The sequence below is a fragment of the Bradyrhizobium sp. I1.14.4 genome (assembly GCF_050435825.1).
Taxonomy (GTDB): domain Bacteria; phylum Pseudomonadota; class Alphaproteobacteria; order Rhizobiales; family Xanthobacteraceae; genus Bradyrhizobium.
Map to the genome: position 1 here is coordinate 15,809 of NZ_JBNDLA010000039.1, position 18,555 is coordinate 34,363.

General features: G+C 58.9%; 18 protein-coding genes and 1 pseudogene. 6 read left to right on the top strand and 13 right to left on the bottom strand.

The window, feature by feature from the left end:
- The 12 genes from ABIB78_RS36515 to ABIB78_RS36570 all read right to left on the bottom strand — a co-directional run bounded on the left by ABIB78_RS36515 (position 1) and on the right by ABIB78_RS36570 (position 10,958).
- Complete coding sequence (locus tag ABIB78_RS36515) at positions 1-1,038, bottom strand: LysR family transcriptional regulator (RefSeq protein WP_429033817.1); 1,038 nt, start codon at positions 1,036-1,038, stop codon at positions 1-3.
- Positions 1,039-1,164: 126 nt separating this feature from the next.
- A complete protein-coding gene (locus ABIB78_RS36520; protein ID WP_429033819.1) occupies positions 1,165-1,383 on the bottom strand; it encodes an EscF/YscF/HrpA family type III secretion system needle major subunit in 219 nt (72 codons plus the stop codon).
- Position 1,384: 1 nt separating this feature from the next.
- The gene (locus ABIB78_RS36525; RefSeq protein ID WP_429033820.1) at positions 1,385-1,639 is read right to left on the bottom strand and encodes an EscE/YscE/SsaE family type III secretion system needle protein co-chaperone; all 255 of its coding nucleotides are present in this window, start codon (positions 1,637-1,639) and stop codon (positions 1,385-1,387) included.
- Positions 1,636-3,018: an FHA domain-containing protein gene (locus ABIB78_RS36530; RefSeq protein WP_429033822.1), complete on the bottom strand. Its 1,383-nt coding sequence runs from the start codon at positions 3,016-3,018 to the stop codon at positions 1,636-1,638. Before ABIB78_RS36530 ends, ABIB78_RS36525 begins: the two co-directional genes overlap by 4 nt.
- Positions 3,015-5,108 carry a type III secretion system export apparatus subunit SctV gene (gene sctV / locus ABIB78_RS36535; RefSeq protein ID WP_429033824.1) on the bottom strand — a complete coding sequence of 698 codons (2,094 nt, stop codon included), beginning with the start codon at positions 5,106-5,108 and terminating at the stop codon, positions 3,015-3,017. The genes ABIB78_RS36530 and sctV overlap by 4 nt, the downstream gene beginning before the upstream one ends.
- Positions 5,109-6,290: 1,182 nt before the next feature.
- Positions 6,291-6,728: a type III secretion system stalk subunit SctO gene (gene sctO / locus ABIB78_RS36540; RefSeq protein WP_429033825.1), complete on the bottom strand. Its 438-nt coding sequence runs from the start codon at positions 6,726-6,728 to the stop codon at positions 6,291-6,293.
- On the bottom strand, positions 6,716-8,095 hold the full coding sequence (sctN, locus tag ABIB78_RS36545; protein WP_429033827.1) for a type III secretion system ATPase SctN: 1,380 nt from the start codon (positions 8,093-8,095) through the stop codon (positions 6,716-6,718). Before sctN ends, sctO begins: the two co-directional genes overlap by 13 nt.
- Complete coding sequence (locus ABIB78_RS36550; RefSeq protein ID WP_429033828.1) at positions 8,092-8,718, bottom strand: FliH/SctL family protein; 627 nt, start codon at positions 8,716-8,718, stop codon at positions 8,092-8,094. Before ABIB78_RS36550 ends, sctN begins: the two co-directional genes overlap by 4 nt.
- Positions 8,697-9,422: a hypothetical protein gene (locus ABIB78_RS36555; RefSeq protein ID WP_429033830.1), complete on the bottom strand. Its 726-nt coding sequence runs from the start codon at positions 9,420-9,422 to the stop codon at positions 8,697-8,699. The genes ABIB78_RS36550 and ABIB78_RS36555 overlap by 22 nt, the downstream gene beginning before the upstream one ends.
- The gene (gene sctJ / locus ABIB78_RS36560) at positions 9,419-10,204 is read right to left on the bottom strand and encodes a type III secretion system inner membrane ring lipoprotein SctJ (RefSeq protein ID WP_429033832.1); all 786 of its coding nucleotides are present in this window, start codon (positions 10,202-10,204) and stop codon (positions 9,419-9,421) included. The genes ABIB78_RS36555 and sctJ overlap by 4 nt, the downstream gene beginning before the upstream one ends.
- Positions 10,201-10,578 carry a type III secretion system inner rod subunit SctI gene (gene sctI / locus ABIB78_RS36565; RefSeq protein WP_429033834.1) on the bottom strand — a complete coding sequence of 126 codons (378 nt, stop codon included), beginning with the start codon at positions 10,576-10,578 and terminating at the stop codon, positions 10,201-10,203. Before sctI ends, sctJ begins: the two co-directional genes overlap by 4 nt.
- 56 nt (positions 10,579-10,634) lie before the next feature.
- Entirely contained in the window at positions 10,635-10,958 is a 324-nt protein-coding gene (locus ABIB78_RS36570; RefSeq protein ID WP_429033835.1) for a hypothetical protein, read from the bottom strand.
- A 924-nt stretch (positions 10,959-11,882) separates the two neighbouring features.
- Between ABIB78_RS36570 and ABIB78_RS36575 the strand changes: the two genes are divergently transcribed.
- The 6 genes from ABIB78_RS36575 (at position 11,883) to ABIB78_RS36600 (ending at position 17,631) form a co-directional block, all read left to right on the top strand.
- Positions 11,883-12,155: a hypothetical protein gene (locus tag ABIB78_RS36575; protein WP_429033837.1), complete on the top strand. Its 273-nt coding sequence runs from the start codon at positions 11,883-11,885 to the stop codon at positions 12,153-12,155.
- Between the two features lies 1 nt (position 12,156).
- Entirely contained in the window at positions 12,157-12,678 is a 522-nt protein-coding gene (locus tag ABIB78_RS36580; protein ID WP_429033839.1) for a SycD/LcrH family type III secretion system chaperone, read from the top strand.
- Positions 12,671-13,669, top strand: a complete 999-nt coding sequence (locus tag ABIB78_RS36585; RefSeq protein WP_429033841.1) for a hypothetical protein — start codon at positions 12,671-12,673, stop codon at positions 13,667-13,669. Before ABIB78_RS36580 ends, ABIB78_RS36585 begins: the two co-directional genes overlap by 8 nt.
- A 42-nt stretch (positions 13,670-13,711) precedes the next feature.
- Positions 13,712-14,815, top strand: a complete 1,104-nt coding sequence (locus ABIB78_RS36590) for a hypothetical protein (protein ID WP_429033843.1) — start codon at positions 13,712-13,714, stop codon at positions 14,813-14,815.
- A gap of 47 nt (positions 14,816-14,862) precedes the next feature.
- On the top strand, positions 14,863-15,405 hold the full coding sequence (locus ABIB78_RS36595) for a hypothetical protein (RefSeq protein ID WP_429033845.1): 543 nt from the start codon (positions 14,863-14,865) through the stop codon (positions 15,403-15,405).
- 108 nt (positions 15,406-15,513) lie between these two features.
- Positions 15,514-17,631 carry a secretin N-terminal domain-containing protein gene (locus ABIB78_RS36600; protein ID WP_429033846.1) on the top strand — a complete coding sequence of 706 codons (2,118 nt, stop codon included), beginning with the start codon at positions 15,514-15,516 and terminating at the stop codon, positions 17,629-17,631.
- Between the two features lie 487 nt (positions 17,632-18,118).
- Here ABIB78_RS36600 and ABIB78_RS36605 read toward each other — a convergent pair.
- Positions 18,119-18,304: pseudogene (locus tag ABIB78_RS36605) on the bottom strand (transposase); the annotation flags it as partial.
- Positions 18,305-18,555 lie beyond the last annotated feature (251 nt).

The following is an 18,555-nucleotide window of genomic DNA, read 5'->3' on the forward strand; positions in this document are numbered from 1 at the left end:
TCACTCGGCAACCGTTAGAGCCTCGGCTTTTGAATCGAGATCAGATATCGCAATCAGCTCGCATCCGGCAAGAGGTCTTGTTTGAAGCACTTTTCCCACCTGCGCAATCAGCAAGGCGCTCACGGCTTCGGCGGCGGGGGCGAGGTCGCCAGAGGAGATGAGGCAGGCTGTCATATGGATCGGTGGATCTATCACGAGCGGCCTCAGATCTTCGTGGCCTGGAATATCGGGAATGTCGCCCTTGGGCAGGATCGCATTTGCGAGACCGGCCCTGACAAAGGAGAGCGCACCGGCGAACGTGTCGACTTCTGCGATGCAGTTCGGCATCACGCCGGCCACTTCAAACGTCCGATCCAATGCGTCGCGAATTGTGTTTGGGCGCGTCGGCAAGACAAGAGGGAGCTCAGCCAATTCCTCAGGCGAAACGGCGGGAGCGACTTCTCCTGTATCGGGAGGACATACCAGGTGGAGTCGCTGTTGAAAGAGTGGCCGGCGAGTAACACCTGAGATGGGTTCATCCTCAAGCACAGCGCAGATATCAAGCGCTCGTGACGCGATGAGCGGCTTCATCTGAAGAGAGTCACCCGTAACAAGATGGAGGCGCACTTTTGGGAGCACGGTCCGGCAGGCTTCCATCAAGGCGCAGGCGAACGAAGCGGCGAGCGCTGAGGACATGCCGAGCCTTACCGCACCTTCCGGTTCTCCTGCCGTAGAGCGGATGATGCCCCGCAGTTGATCAACCTGCTGAAGAATGGACGTGGCCTCACGATAAAAGACCTTGCCCTCGCGAGTCGGGCGAACGCCGCGTACGCTACGGTGCAGCAGCGCGACGCCAAGCTCGGCTTCTAGGGCAGACATCTGCTGACTCAGGGCCGGCTGCGCCACATGGATTGTCGCCGCTGCTCGACAAAAACTACCAGCATCCACGATGCCCGTGAAATATCGCAGATGACGTAGCTGCATAAAACTAGAAGACATGGCACCCTGGAACCGTCCGTAGTTGCTCGTACCTTTGATTGTCGCGTGCGCGGCCGGCAATTAAAGAAATCACGCAACCAACGCAGTCGCCAAAAAACCGAGACGCACATCACCGGCTGCACAGGAGGTTGGACACAATGTGCGCCGATAGCAGGACTCGAATCGAGGGCGGCTGCCTTGCGCACCTCAGGCAATGTTCCGGATGATACCATTAAGCGCTTCGTGAACCGCTTTGATAACGGCCGAATTCAGGCTCAAGAGTGTAGTGTGTGTGTTCATTGAAATCTGAAGCTTGAGCTGATCCATGGTGTCCTCCGGATTCATCGTCGCCACGTGACTTTTCAAGCTGCGTTCCGATGCCGCAACAGATCCGCCAAGCGCGCCACTTATGGTCTTGATATCCACCTCACCGCTCCAAGCCGGAGGATCGTCCGCTGTGGTGGCGCATCCATGTTGTACTGACAACGTCTGTTGCGGCACCTATCGCGTCGCGTAATGTGTACAATGCGTCGAAATGACGCCTCGTGACGCCGCTATCCATCTCACGTTTCAACGCTTGTCGCCAACTCTCGAACTCTCTCTCGAGGGCAGATAACTCTGTGCCATCGACGTCGTCGACCAGCCGTTTCTGCAGCTCAAGCACGACCAGATGCTCGCTCACAGTTGACCCTCCTCTGCTATCCATTCCGGCTTGCTTGGATAGGGAACGTGCACGTCGGCCTCTCCGATACGCACAAGCATTCCGTCGCGTTCGATGACAACGATCTTGCCGAAATGATCGATATTGTCGCCGACTTTTAGGCGCGTTCCGTTATGAACGACGATAAATGGAGACCGGCCGAGGTGTACACCTCTCGCTAGCGGCAAGACCCCCGGCGAACAGTGTGCCTCGAGCCGAATGTGGGGCGCGAACTTCTCCTCGAAGCGGGAAGCAACAGTCTTCCATTCGCTATAGGCGGTTGGGGTAAGCGTCCCCGAAACGAGGACGACGTCTGCCTTCACCACGACATGAATCATGCGACGGAGTTCGGCTGTCGTCGCTGTCTCTAGAAAGGTTCGCGCGCGATCCGGCGTTGCGACCGTGTCATCAATTGTGCGGACCCCGGGGATATCCTGCTGCAGGTGGCGAAGCGCCGCTTTGACGATTGCATCGCTCGGGCCATATCCCGCTACTGATATCCCTCCGGGGCTCGCCACGCGAATACTACCCTCGATGCCGAATGCCCGCAGGACAGTCGCTGACAGGTCGATGAGCTTTGCATCAGACAGGACGGTGGCCATCGCCGATTTCGGTGTTATCTCTGCGGTCAGCCCGGCGTCGCGCAGGGCTGCTTTGATCTTTGTCGCTTCTCCAGGTCGCAAGTCGCCGTCGATGATGAGGTTATCATCGGAGAGCGCGATGCTGAGCCCGCTTCCGACGTTCAAATCGCGAAGCACGTTCCTAGCAATTTTGATCGGATCGGTACCCGGAACGGGGGCCGGGGTGAAAAAGGAAGCAACACCCGCCATCCCGGCGCAAGTTGCATAGACGATGATCAGAAGGCCGCAAGCGGCCGCGCAAAGCCGAAATGGCCGCGGTATCGAGTTCAGCACAAGACCGGCTTCTCGACTCCGGGTCGCCGGTGCTTCGGGAGCTGAGGGGGCATGCTCTGCAGGCAGCCTTCTGCACTCGACCACGGAGTCGATCTCCGGAAAGCTCCCACCGGGCGGGCCGATACTGAAAATCGTCCGCCCAACCTGAACCGGAGTGAGTGGATCGAGGATCGTCGGGTACTCTATTAGACAATCACTACCGCCGATCAGCACACCCGGTGCGAGCGCGGTGATCTGGATTTGCCCGGCCTCGATGACAATGCGAAGATGTGAGTCAACCAGTTCCGGATCTGCGAAGCTAAGGTCGTCAGCGTCATGGCTACCGACCAGCCACGCTCCATCGCCGAGCGATGTCTCGGCCCCCCTGTTGGGGCCAGATAGCACACGCAAGGACAGCTGGGTCTGATCACCCGTGAGAACATCTTGTTCTATGTTCGCATGTCTCATTGCAGCGATATCCGTCCCAATGGCTGTATGGAGATATCGTGCGGAAGCTCCTGATAGGACAGCACTGGAAGTCCGTAGAGGTCGGTTTCGATGATCTTGCGTACGTATCGACGTATATCCATCGAAGTCAGCAGCACCGGCTTGTGCGGCTGCTGGTTGAGGTTGCCGATAGCCTCTCGTATCGCGTCAATGATCTGACCTGTGGTGCGAGCGTCGAGGGCGAGATAGCTGCCGGCGGAAGTCTGCCGAATGGCATCGCGCACTGTATCTTCCACTTCTGGCGTGAGAAGGTACGCGGGCAACAGGTTCATGCCGATACAATACGGGATGCACAGTTGCCTCTTCAGCGCACAACGCACATGCTCGGTCAACAGGACAATGTCTTTTTCGCTCTGTGCCCGTTCGACCAGTGCGGCGAGGATAGTGCGCATGTTACGCAACGAAACCTCTTCCGAGATCAGGCGCTGAAAGACCTCTGAAATCTTCTGCAGAGGCGCTGAGCGCAGTACCTCTTTTACGAGTTCTGGCAGTCGCACCTCAATCTGGTTCAAAAGAGCTTTCGTCTCCTGGATTCCGACAAACTCAGCAGCATGCCTCCGCAGGATTTGACCGGTGTGGTCGCTAACAATCTGAATCGGGTCCAGGAACGGGATGTCGGCAGCGCGCAACGATTCGCGATGTATGACATTCACCCAGACCGTCTCGATCCGAGGAAGGAAAGGTTGATCCAGAACATATGGGATGCCCACAAGATCAAGGTCCTCGGGAGTAGCACTTGCCAAAAGATGTTGCGACCGCAGTCGTCCTTCACCGCATGGTACTTCATTGACCATGATGACATACGCTCCATCCTTGCAGCTGTCGTTGACCCGCACATTGATCGCTGGAAGGGGGACGCCAAGGTCAAGAAGGAGGGCTCGCCGTTCTGCATCCAATGCTTTCTTTAGCAGATCGGGAGGGATGACCGCCTGAACGTCGCGACCGACGTCGATCATCAGGGGCACGGTGAACGTGATGCCATTGTCGGCCGCTGCGTCACCGTCTGTCGGCTCATCCGATGCCGTTGAGCGCGCTCCCCCTATCATCGAGTAGCGACGCGTTGGCGGTGCGGCCAGCCGCCGATTACGCTGCAGTTGCCAGCCACCGCCTCCGACCACGAGTGCCAAGATCATGAAGATCCCCATTGGAAAGCCAGGGATGAACGAAAAGAGCAGGAGAATGAACGATCCGACCATAAGCGCACGCGGTTGTGCGCTGATCTCGTTGCCGATCTCATTGCCGAGATCTGCACCGTTATCTTCGTCACTAACCCTCGTGACGATAAACCCCGCAGTAATCGCGGTAAAGAGAGCCGGTATCTGACCGACGAGCCCGTCTCCGACGGTCAGGATCGCATAAACCTCGAGCGCCTCGTACAATCCCATTCCCTTTTGAAACGAACCAATCGCGATCCCGCCTATGATGTTCACGGCAATGCTGATCAAGCCCGCGATAGCGTCCCCCTTGAGAAACTTCATGGCGCCGTCCAGGGCACCGTAGAGCTGGCTCTCGCGCTCAATCGCAACGCGGCGCCGACTTGCCTCTCGGATATCAATACTGCCGGCACGCAAGTCGCCGTCGACGCTCATCTGCTTGCCTGGCATCGAATCCAGAGAAAATCGTGCGGCAACCTCGGCCACACGCTCGGATCCTTTGGTGATGACGACAAACTGAACAATTGTCATGATCAAAAAGGTGACCGCGCCCACCACGAGATTGCCGGCCACCACGAAGTCCCCGAAGGTCTTGATGATCTGGCCGGCGTCTGCATGAAGCAAGATTGTGCGTGTCGCGGCGATGCCAAGCGACAACCGAAAGAGCGTCGTCACCAGAAGCACCGACGGAAAGGAGACGAATGCAAGGGGGGATCTAATATAGACCGCCACCATCAGCAGGAGTGCCGAGAGTCCCAGGTTGACTGCCTGTAGTACATCCATGAGGACTGGCGGCAGTGGAATGATCATCATGAAGATGATCGTGATCAGCAGCGCCACCAGAACAATATCATTGCGACCGGTCGCGACCGCTCGGACTCTGTCGAGAAACGTCACACTAGCCACTCGCGCTGCATCCTGTAGGTGCGTGTCCGGCATGATCGATGCGACGAACCGCAGACAGGTTCTCGCCTCGGCGCTGATCCTTGCGAAATGCCTCGACTAATACCCGTGACGGTCGAAATCGGCCTTCGCCGTCCCGTGACAATGGCGGAAACCGCCTTGCATGGGCAACGGCCTTCCCGCAATGTCCAGCGTTCGGCGGTGCGACGCGCCCGGTGGTGTTGAGATCGATTTGTCGGTCGCAGCTGCCAACCTCAGTACGCATCTAAGCAACGATTCCCCGCGCGGCCTTGTTCTTGAGAAATTCGCCGAGCTTACGAAGTATGGTCGCGCAACGTATGCAGGTGGGTTTCTTAGGCTTCGTGGCCGTTCTAGGCACCGCTGCGAATCGGCGCTTTCAATCTTCCGATTGTCGCCTTCGAAACAATGTCGTGGCAGGAAGCCAACAATAGTGTTCGCGCTGTCGGAACGATTGGAGATGCGCGGACGCTGCCGTGGGACAGCCACCGTCGATCCCGTCGCTCCCCCAGAGCAAGTACGGATCCTCCTACTGATATCATCGTTTTGCCGAAACATCCCGCCATCTCCTAGTCTTGATTGATCCCGTCACGGTTCGATAAACCGCAAGCTTCGGTTTGGAAAACTCGTTTCAAGATCAGTTCGACCTGGTCCGGAGGGAGCAACTATCATGCCGACTCCGTTCTCGAACCAGGAGGCCTATCTTCAGCGGAAATGCGAGCGTGGCCGGCGTTGAATGAGCGGAATTTAGATGCAGTTCATTGGTCACTCGACTTGGGTCTACTATGCCGCCGTCGATCAACCATGACCATGCGACAATTTACCATTGTGCGTGTGGTGGATGATTGAGAATGCGCGTAAAAGCGACGAAGCGGCCTGCGCGGGGCCCGCGGGTGGCGTGGCCAAGTATGAAGTTGTTGCGATGCGGGCAGTGCCACCCATCCCAAACTGCGCAACTTTATCGCCTTCACGGGTGCGACCGACCGTTTGCTATCCAGTTCGGCGAGCCGTTTTGCAAGCTCAGCGGACGGCTCCCATGGCGTCTGTTCGCTGATCCCTGCTATCTTTTCACAGAGGCGCTGCGACATAGAACTTCTGCCCCTCCCCATCATGGCTGCCCCCGCACCGTTAGACGGTCCGCTCATGAGATCCATAAAATTAGAGATCCGTCTCCCTCAGCCGGCCGGCGGTCAAGGCACGCACCAAATTGTCGCATTTCTCGAGCTCCCGATATGCCTGACGTGCGGCGTTGTAGGCTTCCTGACGCGCCTGACGCGCTTGTTCGGTTTCCGACAGCGCCTCCTCAAGACGCCGTTCGAGCAGCCGTTCGTGATCGTGCAGTGAGGCCATCTTCGCCTTCGCCTGCTCTAGATCGTTGAGAGCGACGGTTTTGCCGATCAGCAAATCGTATATCTCGCGCTCCAGTCGAGGCCGGTCCTGCCGCCAGGTGCGAAGGACTGCCAGTGCCGCTTCGATAGACGCACCGGATTTGTCGATGGCTGACTGCCGCACTCGTAGCGTCTCGTCGGCTCGGCGACGCCGCAATTTTCTCAACTCAAGCAATTGATGTACGGCCTTGGGAGTTATGCCAGGCACGTGGCCAGCTCCTGAAGCATTGCGTCGAAGCCAATTTGTTCACATCTTGGCTGTCGCAGGAACGTCCGTATGTTCTCTATCTTGGCGATCGCCGTATCGGCGTGCGGATCGGCTCCTTTCTCGTACTCGCCGACCCGTATCAATAGTTCCACCTCCTGGTATTTAGCTATCAGCGCCCGCAACTCACCCGCTAACTTCTCATGCCGCGACGACACGATAGCACTCATAGCACGGCTGACGCTTGCCAGAATATCGATCGCGGGATAGTGGCTCGACATCGCCAAGGTGCGTGAGAGCACAATATGGCCATCCAGGATGGAACGGGTTTCATCGGCCAGAGGTTCGGTGACGTCATCGCCTTCGACAAGCACGGTGTAAAACGCGGTTATCGATCCACGATCGTTGTTGCCGGCGCGTTCCACGAGTTGCGGCAAGGTTGCAAAGACCGAGGGCGGGAAACCACGCAGGGTGGCCGGTTCGCCGGCCGCCAGACCAATCTGCCTCTGTGCGCGCGCAAAGCGCGTTACCGAATCCATGAGAAGCAGCACACGCTGTCCCCGATCTCGATACCATTCTGCGATTGCCGTCGCGACATAGGCCGCCTTCACCCGTTCCATCGCGGAACGATCGGAGGTCGCAACGATCAGAACTGATCTTCGTCGCGCCTCTGAGCCGAGATCGTGTTCGATGAACTCCTTCACCTCTCGGCCGCGCTCTCCAATCAGCGCTATCACCGTTACGTCAACCGCCGCGCTACGCACCAGCATCGACAGCAGTGTGCTCTTGCCGCCGCCCGCCGCGGCAAAGATTCCCATGCGCTGTCCCTCGCCGCACGTCAAAAGACCGTCGATCGCGCGTATGCCGACTGGAAGAGCGCGATCAATGATGCGCCGGGTCAAGGGGCCCGGAGCCTCGCTTTGGACTGGAACGCGGGCGTCTGGAACCAGGGGCCCATGAGTGGATGTGTCGAGAGGGCGGCCGAGACCGTCAAGCACCCGGCCAAGCAAGTTCCAGCCCGCGGGCACTGTCAGAGGCTCTCCCATCGGGATCACCTCAGTGAGGTTAGAAAGCCCCTGTATTTCGCCAAGCGGCGCTAGAATGGCGATGTCGTGCTGAAGCCCGATAACTTCCGCCGACAATTCGCCGTTGTTCCCGGGATTGCGGAGCATGCACAGGTCGCCTATGCGGGCACCAGGTGCCGTTGCACGGATGATTGTCCCGACGATTTGAAGAACTCGGCCGCAGACGCGCATCGTCGACGCCTGCGCCACCACCGTGCGAGCGAGCTGAAACAAGCGATCGATGTCGTCGTGCGAAGAATGAATGGCAGCGACTGCCGTTGGCAGCTCGGGTCGCTCGGAAATCACGTTGCAGAGGCCTTTAGGCTGCTGCGCAGGCCGGATTCGATCGCCGCCAATTGGCTTTCGATCGTGGCGTCGACCAGTCCAGCATCGGTCTCAAGGATGCATCCGGCATCTTTGACCCGCGGATCAGAAACTATTTCGACGATGGCGCGCGACGTCGCCGTCGAGAGCAGTTCGTTCAATCGTCTGCGAACCGTTTCGACATGCGCCGGTGCCACGCGCAAGCGGACGAGGGAGCTATGGCCCGTGAATCTCAGACCGTGCAAAGCGATCTGCAGCGCAGCGTCATCCGGCGCGACGGTATCGATTACCCGACGTGCGATCTGCAGACCCATGTCGACAATCCGCTCTTGATTCGCCTCCATGATCCGCAGCGACGCAACGGCGATCGCGGTTAAACGTTGTTCGATGGTCGCCTGCGCCGCTGTCAGCGCGGCTTCCTTGGCAGCCGTCTCGATCATCCCTACAGTTTCGCGCGCCCCATCCACGAGCGCGTCCGCATCGCGTCGCGCCTGAGTGAGCAATTGCTCAGCGTCCACGATCGTCTGTGCGCTGGCCGCCGGCAAAACTCGCCCTGGGCCGAGGATGCTGGCCCCGCCCGCCGTCAGTTGAACCAGTGCGACCATGTCGGCATCTCTTTGCGGACCAGGCGTCGCGTCGCACGAAAGGCGTCCTCGCCGACACTGTCGTCGCGGCAGGCGTCCGCCACCACCATCCAGATCGCTGCGGGGCGACGCAATCGTAGTCGGGCGCGCAGCCCATGCGGGATTGCGCCTATCGCAAGGCCGAACATCGCCGCACCGCGGTAGAGAAATGCACGAGGCGCAGTCGGCATCTCGGAAGCGCTGATCGCGGACATCAGCTCGACGGTCGGTCTCGGTAGCAGTGCAGCATGCGAAGCGAATGCGAAGGCCTCTTCGCCGAGAACGGCGCGTGCCGCCACAACATCGGCCGTCCGAAGGAGACCGACGAGGCTGGACGCGCCGGCCCAAGCTCCGGCTAGGCAGATAAGGCGTGTAGCGTCCTTCGCTGGCAGAAATGCGAGCCGAATTCGTGGTGCGTTGCCGGCCGAAATAATCGCGGACGCTTCGCTGCTTTGGCCGCGAAGCAGCCAACGCCCGAGCTTGACACGGATGAACGGGTCGGACTGAGCGAGGTTCAGAGGCATCCATTCAGGCCAACCGATGGCTATTGTGTCATCGAAATCGGCCGCGGGATCGGCGATGCAGCGCATCATCGCTCCCGCCCACGGCGTATCAAGCCATTCATCTTGGATTGTTGCTGGGCTCGTTGCGAGCATAGTCGGATTGTTCGCTTCGCCGAAGCTCATGACGCTGCCATGCCGTTCCTAAGGCTAAAGCGCCGCCGCCATATGAGACAGACGAGCACTGCATTGCCGATCAGCGATGCCGCCATGCCGCCTACGAGGCCGAACAAGAAGTACGATGGGCTGCTACGTTCGAACGCCCCGGCTATCACTTCGGTTCGACGCAACGTGGTATCGTCCTGATCTGCCTTTACAAGGGCAACCGAGACCCGATCATAGGACAGGCCCTTCAAGCTATTTGCGACGAGCTCCTTGATCTTCGGCACGATCTGGTCGATCGGAGCACCGGGCTTGTAACGGACGAGCACAGCAGCAGTCGACGATGCGGGTGGATTACGATCGTCACTCGCGTTTTCGGGCAAGACCGTGTGGACCCTGGCGTTAAGCACGCCGTCGATACTGGACAGAGTTTGCGAAAGCTCCTGTGTGACACCATAAATGTAGCGGACACGCTCCTCTGTTTCCGATGAAATCATCCGGTCCTTCTTGAAGATAGTGCCCATATCGGCGAAATGATCGCGAGGCCACCCGGCGCTGTCCAACAGATTCATAGCACGCGGCACATCTTCAGTGGGCACCACTAGCGAAGTCGTGCCGCCGGTGTCTGCCGCCCGTTCCGCGTGGATGCCTTGTCGCATAAGCAACGCAAGCATTTCGTTAGCCTCGCGCGCCGAAAGGTTGCGATAGAGCTCAATCTTCGATCCGCAGCCGACCAGGGCGAATAGCACCAGAAGCGCCACCGCCCGCTTCAATACAAACGCCACGCCCGCATCATCATGGCTCATTGACTATTCAGCAAAGTGTCGAGCGTGTGGGTCGCCTTCCCAACCACCTTGGTCACAAGGTCGTACTGCAGGCTCATAGCCGATAGCTCGACCTGCGCGTCGAGCCACTCAGCCGAGCGGATGTTCCCCGCGCTCATGCCTTCGGCGGCTTTGCGAACGCCTTGCATGGATCGTGCAAAGCCAGCGTTCAGTTTTTCCAAGCCACTGAGGATATCATCGGATAGGCGAGGAACGTGCGGCCCCCGTCCCTCCTCCGTCAGCCCGCTCCCAGCCATGATCGGCGGTTCGTCAGCTCGCGGCGATGGCACGGGCGGCTCGAGCGCGGCTTGAAACGCCGCGACGGATTCAGCCGACACTTTCGATGTGGCTGGCATCTCCGTCGCCAAAGAGGCTGGCAGTGCTTGCGGGAGGATACTACCTACGCTGCTCATTAGATGTCCTTTCCTGCAGTATGTGCCGGCGCGGTCTGGCCCAAAGCTGTGAGAAACCCATCGAGGCCGGGCTCGCCGCTTGGCAGACGTCTGAGCACGGCATCGCGTTCGCTTGGGCGTCCATCAAGCCCAAGAGCCAGGGCCTGAAACGCCATTCCATATGCATCATTCGCCCTGGCAAGAGGATCGAGGCGTTCCAGCGCCGCTGGAATATCGCCTGCCGTCAGATCTGCGACCGCGTAAGCAATGACACACTCCCGACCGCCCGGCGCAATGACATCAAGCCCCTTCGCGATCTGCCTCGCCCTCACCACGTCGTTCATGACACAAGCCAAGAATGCCGCCTCGGTGAGACGTCGCAGCAGGCCGGGGCGACTGTCGGGTGTCGCACAAGTCGACAACAAAGACATACATACCGAGTCCCTGCCCCTAACCGAGTCATGTGTCGTTTTCTGATCATCCATGTCACATCCCGCCACCGACCTCGGCTCAGGAAAACATCGCGCCTGGGCCCCTAAAGGGCGCACGCTCGCAACACGTCCCGCGACCATGCACTCATCTCGCCACCACATGACAAGACCGTCTGCCGAGTGGCGTTGCGTGCTGCAAGCGATCAATTCTCATAATGATCTAATTCGGCCTCTCGCTCGGCGCCAATACAATACGGGCATGGAGTCATAACGGCAGCCTATGGATAGTGGGTGCCCTCCGTCAACCGCTCGGTCCGGCACAAAGTGTGAGCTGCTCGCGGGCGTTTCGTCGAAGGCGACTGCAGAACCCAATCCGCCGCCAATGCGATCCTTATCGTTACCTGCTTAAGGCCAAAATGCGGTTGGCTCGGCGACGAGCTCTTGCCGAACGGCTCGTTCAACGCGACGACACGTACTTGTGGGTTAGCGCCGCCGTCTCAAACGCTCGCGCTGAGATGCACCGATCCATCACGGGCGCCTATGCCTTCATAGCGATCAAGTATTTTGCGCCATGCGCCGCCTCCAGTAGTGACGTGCGGAGCTGTTGCTCCAACCGAGACACAGAGGAATGCCATTGGGCCAGCTGCGGGAAACGTTGTCGTCGTGAGGAAGGGGATTCTGGCATACCTTATCATTGGCAGACGATGCCTGTCGGTGGCCTTGAGCGGCCGGCCCCGAGAGCAGGTCGTTGCCCCTTGAGCGGGGCTGGTGGCGCAAGCGGTTTCGAATCCTGCTGGCGCTACGGTGCGTTGGCAAGGAGATCGTCTGGGAGGGTCAATGAGCCTCGATGACACGATGGAGGCTGCGCGACAGACCATCGCACAGATGGATAGTCTCTTGACGTTGGCTCGCGAACAACTTGACCGTTGTGCCTGCCCTTTAGGCGACAGCACTTTGAGCGCCGCTTCGATTTCTGCATTTGTCGCCGATCAGGATGAAGCGTTTCAAAGCGCATATGCGGGCGAGCTGGCGGCTCTCAGTCACATCCTGCCAGCGCCTGAATCGATGTCGCATGTCCCACGCAGCAAGCCGTCTGCACGCAGAGCATGACATGATGAGAATGGCGGATGGTGAGCTATTGAATGGTGACGATGCGACAGACACCGAGCGGCTGGCACAGCTCGCCATCGACTTCGTGGCAGGGCGCGCGGACCTAGCTAGCGTCATTGGGATCACTGATGATGAGCTTGAGGCCTTGTATGTATTCGGCTACCGCTACTATTCTTGCGGCAAGTATGAGGAGGCGCGGAATTTCTTTCGCTTCTTGTGCCTACACCGGCACATCGATGCACGATTCTGGTTTGGCCTGGCTGCCAGTAGTCAGATGCTTGGGGACCCAGAGAACGCCATGCACGCCTATCGGCTGGCCGGGCTCCTGAATAGTGAGGACCCGCAGATCCCGCTTCGAGCTGCCGAATGCTTCATCAAACTAAATCATCCCACAGCGGCCATCACTGCACTCGAGAATGCCTTGGCGCTGAGTGTCAGAAGGCCCGAACACAAGGCTTCGGCCGGCCGTGGGCTGATGATGCTTAACCGCCTCAAATCCCAACTAGGGTCCGACCATGGATAGAGTGAACATGCGGGCGTTGATGAGCAAGACGCTCCCCGAAGTCGGGACGCTGCCCTTCAGTGCCTCCGTCACCGGTCTTTCGGGCAATGGCCGCAAGACTGACGCTAACCTGTTGCCGCAATCAGTTTCCGGAGAGGCTGTCGCGTCAGGTTCGATTCCAGGCTTACCGGCACCACGTGCGTTCGATGCGATTGACCTCCTTACCACGTTTCTGGCTCTGAAGACCAAGATGACGGATGGACAGGTTGCAGCCGGAATGGAGGACGCGCGACACTGGGGAGAGCAGCAAAGGCAGTTGCACGAGAAAACCTCTAAAAGCATCATTGAAGCGGCAAAAAGATTGGCAGAAGCAAAGAAGAGCTCCGGCATCATGAAGTTCTTCGGATGGCTAGCGGTCGGATTGACGGTCCTGGCTGCCGTTGCCACCGGCGGAACTCTTGCAGTCATGGCGGCGGCAGTGAGCGTTGGAGTAGCGACTCTCATCGAGACGGGGGGCATCGATAAGATGACCGCGGCAATTGTGAAGCGTCTCGAGAAAGACGGAATCGAGGGCGGCAAGGCCAAAGCCTTGGGCGCGATCATCACGATTGGCATCATGTTCGCTATCTCGGTGCTAACGGTCGGCGCTGGCTTTGCTAATGGAGCTGCGAGTGGATTGCGTATCACCGCCTTGATACCGTCTAACTCTGTCAAGGCTGTTCAGATCGGCCAGGGAGTTTCGACGGCGGCTCGAGTCGGCGAGGCAGTGGCATCGCTGGGCGAGGCTGGCGCCGGCATCGCCAATGGCATCCAGCAGAAGGAGGCAACGGACGCCCAGGCGGAAACGTTGGACATTAGCAAGTGCATTGCAAGATTGAGACAACTGCAAAGCGATGAAATGGACTTCATCAAGCAGTTGCTTCTCGACAGGACGATGACCACACAGAAGGTTGCGGAGGCGATCGAGAGGCAGAGTGACTCCAACGCCAACCTGGTAAGGCACTTCGCCTGACAGGCTGCGTGGGGCCACTTATCGAACTTGAGGAATGTAGCCATGGCATTTGCGATCGAACGTGAAACGACCGTTGGCGGGTACGACCTGTTGGATGCTGCCGTGCATCAACAACTTCCGTGGGCGCCGATCTCTGCTGCGGTCCGCGGCAGAAACGTGCCGGAAGGCGAGATCCCGCGCCCACTTGCGGATCCCGTTGAGGGGGCGCGGGGTTGGGGATCAGTTGGTGTATCGGATCTCGCGGACGTTGTGATCCACGAGAAGCTTTCCAACATCCAGGTCAAGCTGAAGGACTTTGCTACGAGGAACGACATATCGGCATTCGCCGCGCTCATCATCCGGCTCAATGCGGAGTTCCGCAAGGCGGCGAGGTCGGACCGGTCGGCCGCGCTTAACGTCGAGATCGCTGCGCAGGAAGCTGCTGCCAAGGCGCTTCGCAATTCAGGGCTATGCCAGTTGTTTGGCGCAATAGCCACCTCTGGCGGCGCGATGTTAGGTGCCGGTGTGAACCTCAAGGGCGCTCGCCAGATTCAAGCGCGCTTCGACGAGCTGTACAAGGCCAAGATCCAGACGCCGCTCCCGAAGTCTAGTGTGGAGACGCCAGCCCCGAACAGCCCTTCAGGTCAAGCGCAGCGCTTTGACAAACCGGAAGGCGAGCCGGAGCTCCACGGCGAGCCTCACGGCAAAGCGCAATTTACCCAAGCGCCGGAGCGCGAGGCGCGGCCCTCGGAAGACAACATCGAGATGACACGTCTGGATGGGAGCACATCATCGGGCAGAGGCAATACACCTGGCGACCCGCTCAGGCTGGACGCGCCCGATAGCACGACGGACCCCCTTGAGTTTACGCGCGTTGTCCAGGCACAGACAGCAGCCCAGCAGGCGGCGATGAGGTGGAATGGCATGGGCACAATCGCGACAGAAGCCTTTAAGCTTCCCGGAGCCGGCCTGAACATGGGCGCGACGCACTACCAGGAGGAGAAGGCGAAGCTGGAGGCGGACGGCACCAAGGCGCGGGCGCAGAGGGAGGACGAGAGTGGATTCATGGCAAGCTATGAGGCGACGATTCAGGACTTTCTGGGCAAGCTTGCAGAAATTCGTCGTGCCGATACCGAGGCGAGAAGCAAGATCGTCTATATGGCTTGAGTGCATCGTTCGGACGAAAACACATCCGATTTTGAGAATGACGTAAGATGATCAAGGTAATGCCTGGATACCAGCCCTATGCATGGGCCAGCAGCGCAGGAAATGTTCTCCCGGGTGGCCCGTCTTTGGCCACGATTATCACGCTGGTTCTGATGGAACGGCATGCCATTTACCAGAATCAAATCCGATCTCAAATCGACGATATGCAGGCGCGCAACAATTTGCTGAAAGATATGAATAAGGCGTTGGCTGCCCTGCGTACCAATCGACCTAGCGATGAAAAGGCGGTTAGAGACTACGGCAGCTTCGTCGATTCGCAAGGCAAGACTCAGGATGTGTTTGAATGGATGCAGGCAAACGACATCTCTATCGAGACGGAGAATTCCGACAAGAAAGGTGTGCAGTCGCAGTTCGACGCTGCCATCAACAACCTTAAGGCGGCGATTGACAGCGCCAATAGCGAAGGGCAGATGGCGTTGATTTTTATGCAAGGGCTGCTTGATAAGCTCAATCAGATTGCTGAACTGATGTCTAACCTTCTTTCGAAAGATCAAAAGATCAAGGATGTGATCATTGGCAACTCTCGTTAAGAGACGGCAACAAATGAGTAGTACAGGACGGGGGCAGTCATCCCAGTTCTGCCCACCTGTTCTCACAGTTGCAATGAACGCAAGTACGGCGGATGGAAAGTTGAATGGATGCGCATTCTCCGCGGGAACGCCGCTTCCTCAATATCTAGCAAGACCTTGCTGACGTTCCTTTGTCTACTGCTTACCCGATGTGCCGGCTCCGACTCGATTGCTGAACGCGGTGTTCTGCTGGCTTCAACAAGCGTCGGCTGGCATGCGTCGGAGCCCTCCTTCTCAGCGGGGAAACTGCAAGCACGTAGCTTTGAACTGCTGGCACAGCCGCCGAGCCGGCCGATCACCGCCTCGGTGGAGCGGCGGCTGCCGGTCACATCCGATAGCACTCGCGTGAGCCTCGACTACGCCAATGCCGATATTCGGCAAGTTGTGAATGACGTCGTGGGCGACATTCTGAGCATGCCCGTCATCATCGATCCGGGCGTTGGGGGAAAAATGACACTTCGGACCTCGGGCCAAGTCCCCGCGAGTGATGTGCCGCGATTGCTCGACCAAGCGCTGGCACCGTACGGCTACGGACTGGCCGTGGTTGACCGCGGAGTTCGGGTGGGGCGCTTGGTCGACCTCGCCGGCGGAGCACGAAGCGATGTTCAAGTGGTTCCCGTCCGCTATGTCGATCCAGCCGATGTCATCAAGGTGATCCGACCAAGCGTCGAGGAGAGCGTGGGTCTGACACCCGCGCCGGGAGAACAAGGTATTGCCATCAGTGGGCCACCCGGCTCGGTGAGTTCCGTGCGCGAACTCATCGGCTTACTTGACACCGATGCTATGGCTCACAAATCGTTTGCGCTGTATACGCTGGCTCATGCGAGTCCGGCCGCGGTAGAGCGAGAACTCAGTTTCTTGTTCAGCCAGAATCGCCAGGGCAGAGTGCGCGTTCGGCTTGCGCCACTCGAGCGGCTGAACGGCATTCTCGTGGTAGCGGACGACCCTGCGGTACTTCAGCAAGTTCGTCGGGTTATCACCACGCTGGATAAGACGTCGGAGGCGGCGGCAAACATTCACGTGCGTCCACTTCGGTATCGAAGGGCTACCGAAGTGGCGCAGGTACTAGCACGAGTCTTTGGCGCTCAGCCGCCCAGTGCCGTATCTCGCGCGCAGCCCGCGGGAGAGTTTGGAAAGTTGTCAATCGGAAGCGCATCCCATCGATCGAGCTTGCCTCTAAACGTTCCCGGCCTGTCGGACGAAAGATCAGATGCGGCCGCGTCAGCAACGCAAGCAAAGGACGATGTGGTGGTCTCCGCAGTCAGTCTTGGCCTGTCGGTGCCGGTGCGGATCCAGGCGGATCCTAGCCAAAATGCACTCGTGATCTTCGCAACGCCGCATGACAACAAAATCATCGAAGCCGCCGTTCATCGGCTTGACGTCAAGCCACGGCAGGTCCTGATCCAGGTCATTGTCGCGGAGGTGCGGTTGAGCGATCATTTGCGATACGGTGTCGACTATCTTCTCTCCTCGCTGGATTTGGGTGCCGTTTCGCGAGGTGGTTTGTCCTATGTGTTCCCAAATAGGGATGCCAACGTTGTGCTACACGCGCTAAGTGGCGTCGGGGACGTCAAGGTCGTATCGGCGCCACGTATTCTCACAGTTGACAATCAAACCGCGACAATTGAGGTGGGCGATCAGGTCCCGATCCTCGCGCGATCCTCACAATCCACGCTAAGCCAAAGTTCAACAATCGTGAACGACGTCGAGCTACGCGACACAGGGGTCATTTTGGCTGTAACACCCCGCATCGGCGCCGGAGGTAACGTGACGCTCGACACCTTTCAGGAGGTCAGTACCGCGAACAAGAACACACTGACCAACGTCCAATCCCCGGTCATTTCGGTACGCCGCCTCCAAAGCACCGTATCGACACGAAACGGTGACACGATCGCGATCGGCGGTTTGATGCAGGATAGCACCAACCGGATGGATTCCGGGGCTCCCGTGCTGAAGGACATTCCGTTGTTGGGACCTCTATTCGGCAGCACGGAGCAGGCCAAGGACCGAACCGAGCTCTTGGTGTTACTGAATCCTCGGGTGGTTGAGAGTGACGCCGATGCGCGGGCTTTGACTGAGGAACTGCGGGAGAAGTTCGAATCGCTAGCCCCCGATCTCGGCCGCCACCTGACGCCCCAACGTAGGCGTCGTTCTCGGGCCACGGCTTTGAGGGCTTGGGCGCAGTAGGCGCAGGGCAGAACCTGTACGATGTCGTGGTTGGGACAGCCGTCGGTGACCTTAATCAGGACGTCAGAGTCGGGCAAGCGGATCGACATCGTTAAGGTTTGCTGTCTTGACCAGGGACGCGACGACAGTCCAGTGTTCGGACCCACCGCCGGATCCGGCAAGCGCGTTTTTTGTGGGGGATGTCCCGATCGGTGTTGAAATGAATGTTGCGCGGCCCCGTCGAGTGCTGCTGGAGCTCGCGGGAAAGCCCGCCACGTCCACTCCCAGGCTTCGCAAGGCCGAGGCGCGATCCGCGGGATCGTCAAGCCTCTCGGTCAGTGTGACCAGGTGCTGTTGGAACTCGCGTGAAAGCCCCGTCGCGCACAGTCCGAGGTCCTCCAGAGCGAGGACGCGATTTGCGGGCTCGTCAAGCTTGTCGGCGAGGGTGACGAGGCGCTCCTGGAGTGTAGGCTCAAGCGTTGCCACCCGGCACCACATCCAGACGCTCCGCCAGACGACGCTCGCCGCCTTGGAGGAACTCCTTGGACCAGCCATAATACATTGAGGCGGCGATGCCCTCGCCCCGGCAGAGCTCGGGAATATTCTCCTCGCCCCGCAGCCCTTCCAACACGATACGGATCTTATCTTCAGCTGAATACTGCCCGGGTGTCTGGCGCAGAATGTCCTTTACCACTTGTTCTGCGAGCGCTTTGGGCGGTCCGGGTTTTCTGCTTCATATTCGCTCCTGGCGGTCACGATGAAGCAGTAATCCTCCTACCCCTCCGCAAAACCGTTAATTTGGTCTCTCAAGCCCTGACGGCGAACACATCACCGCTGCGATGCTCTGGATTAGCCCGTCTTATTCGCGAGAGGGTGCCTGAGAGGCTGGCGAGCGTGGTGTAAAGCGCTGATGCGGCGTAGGATTCGGTTGCGAAGCCAACCCCA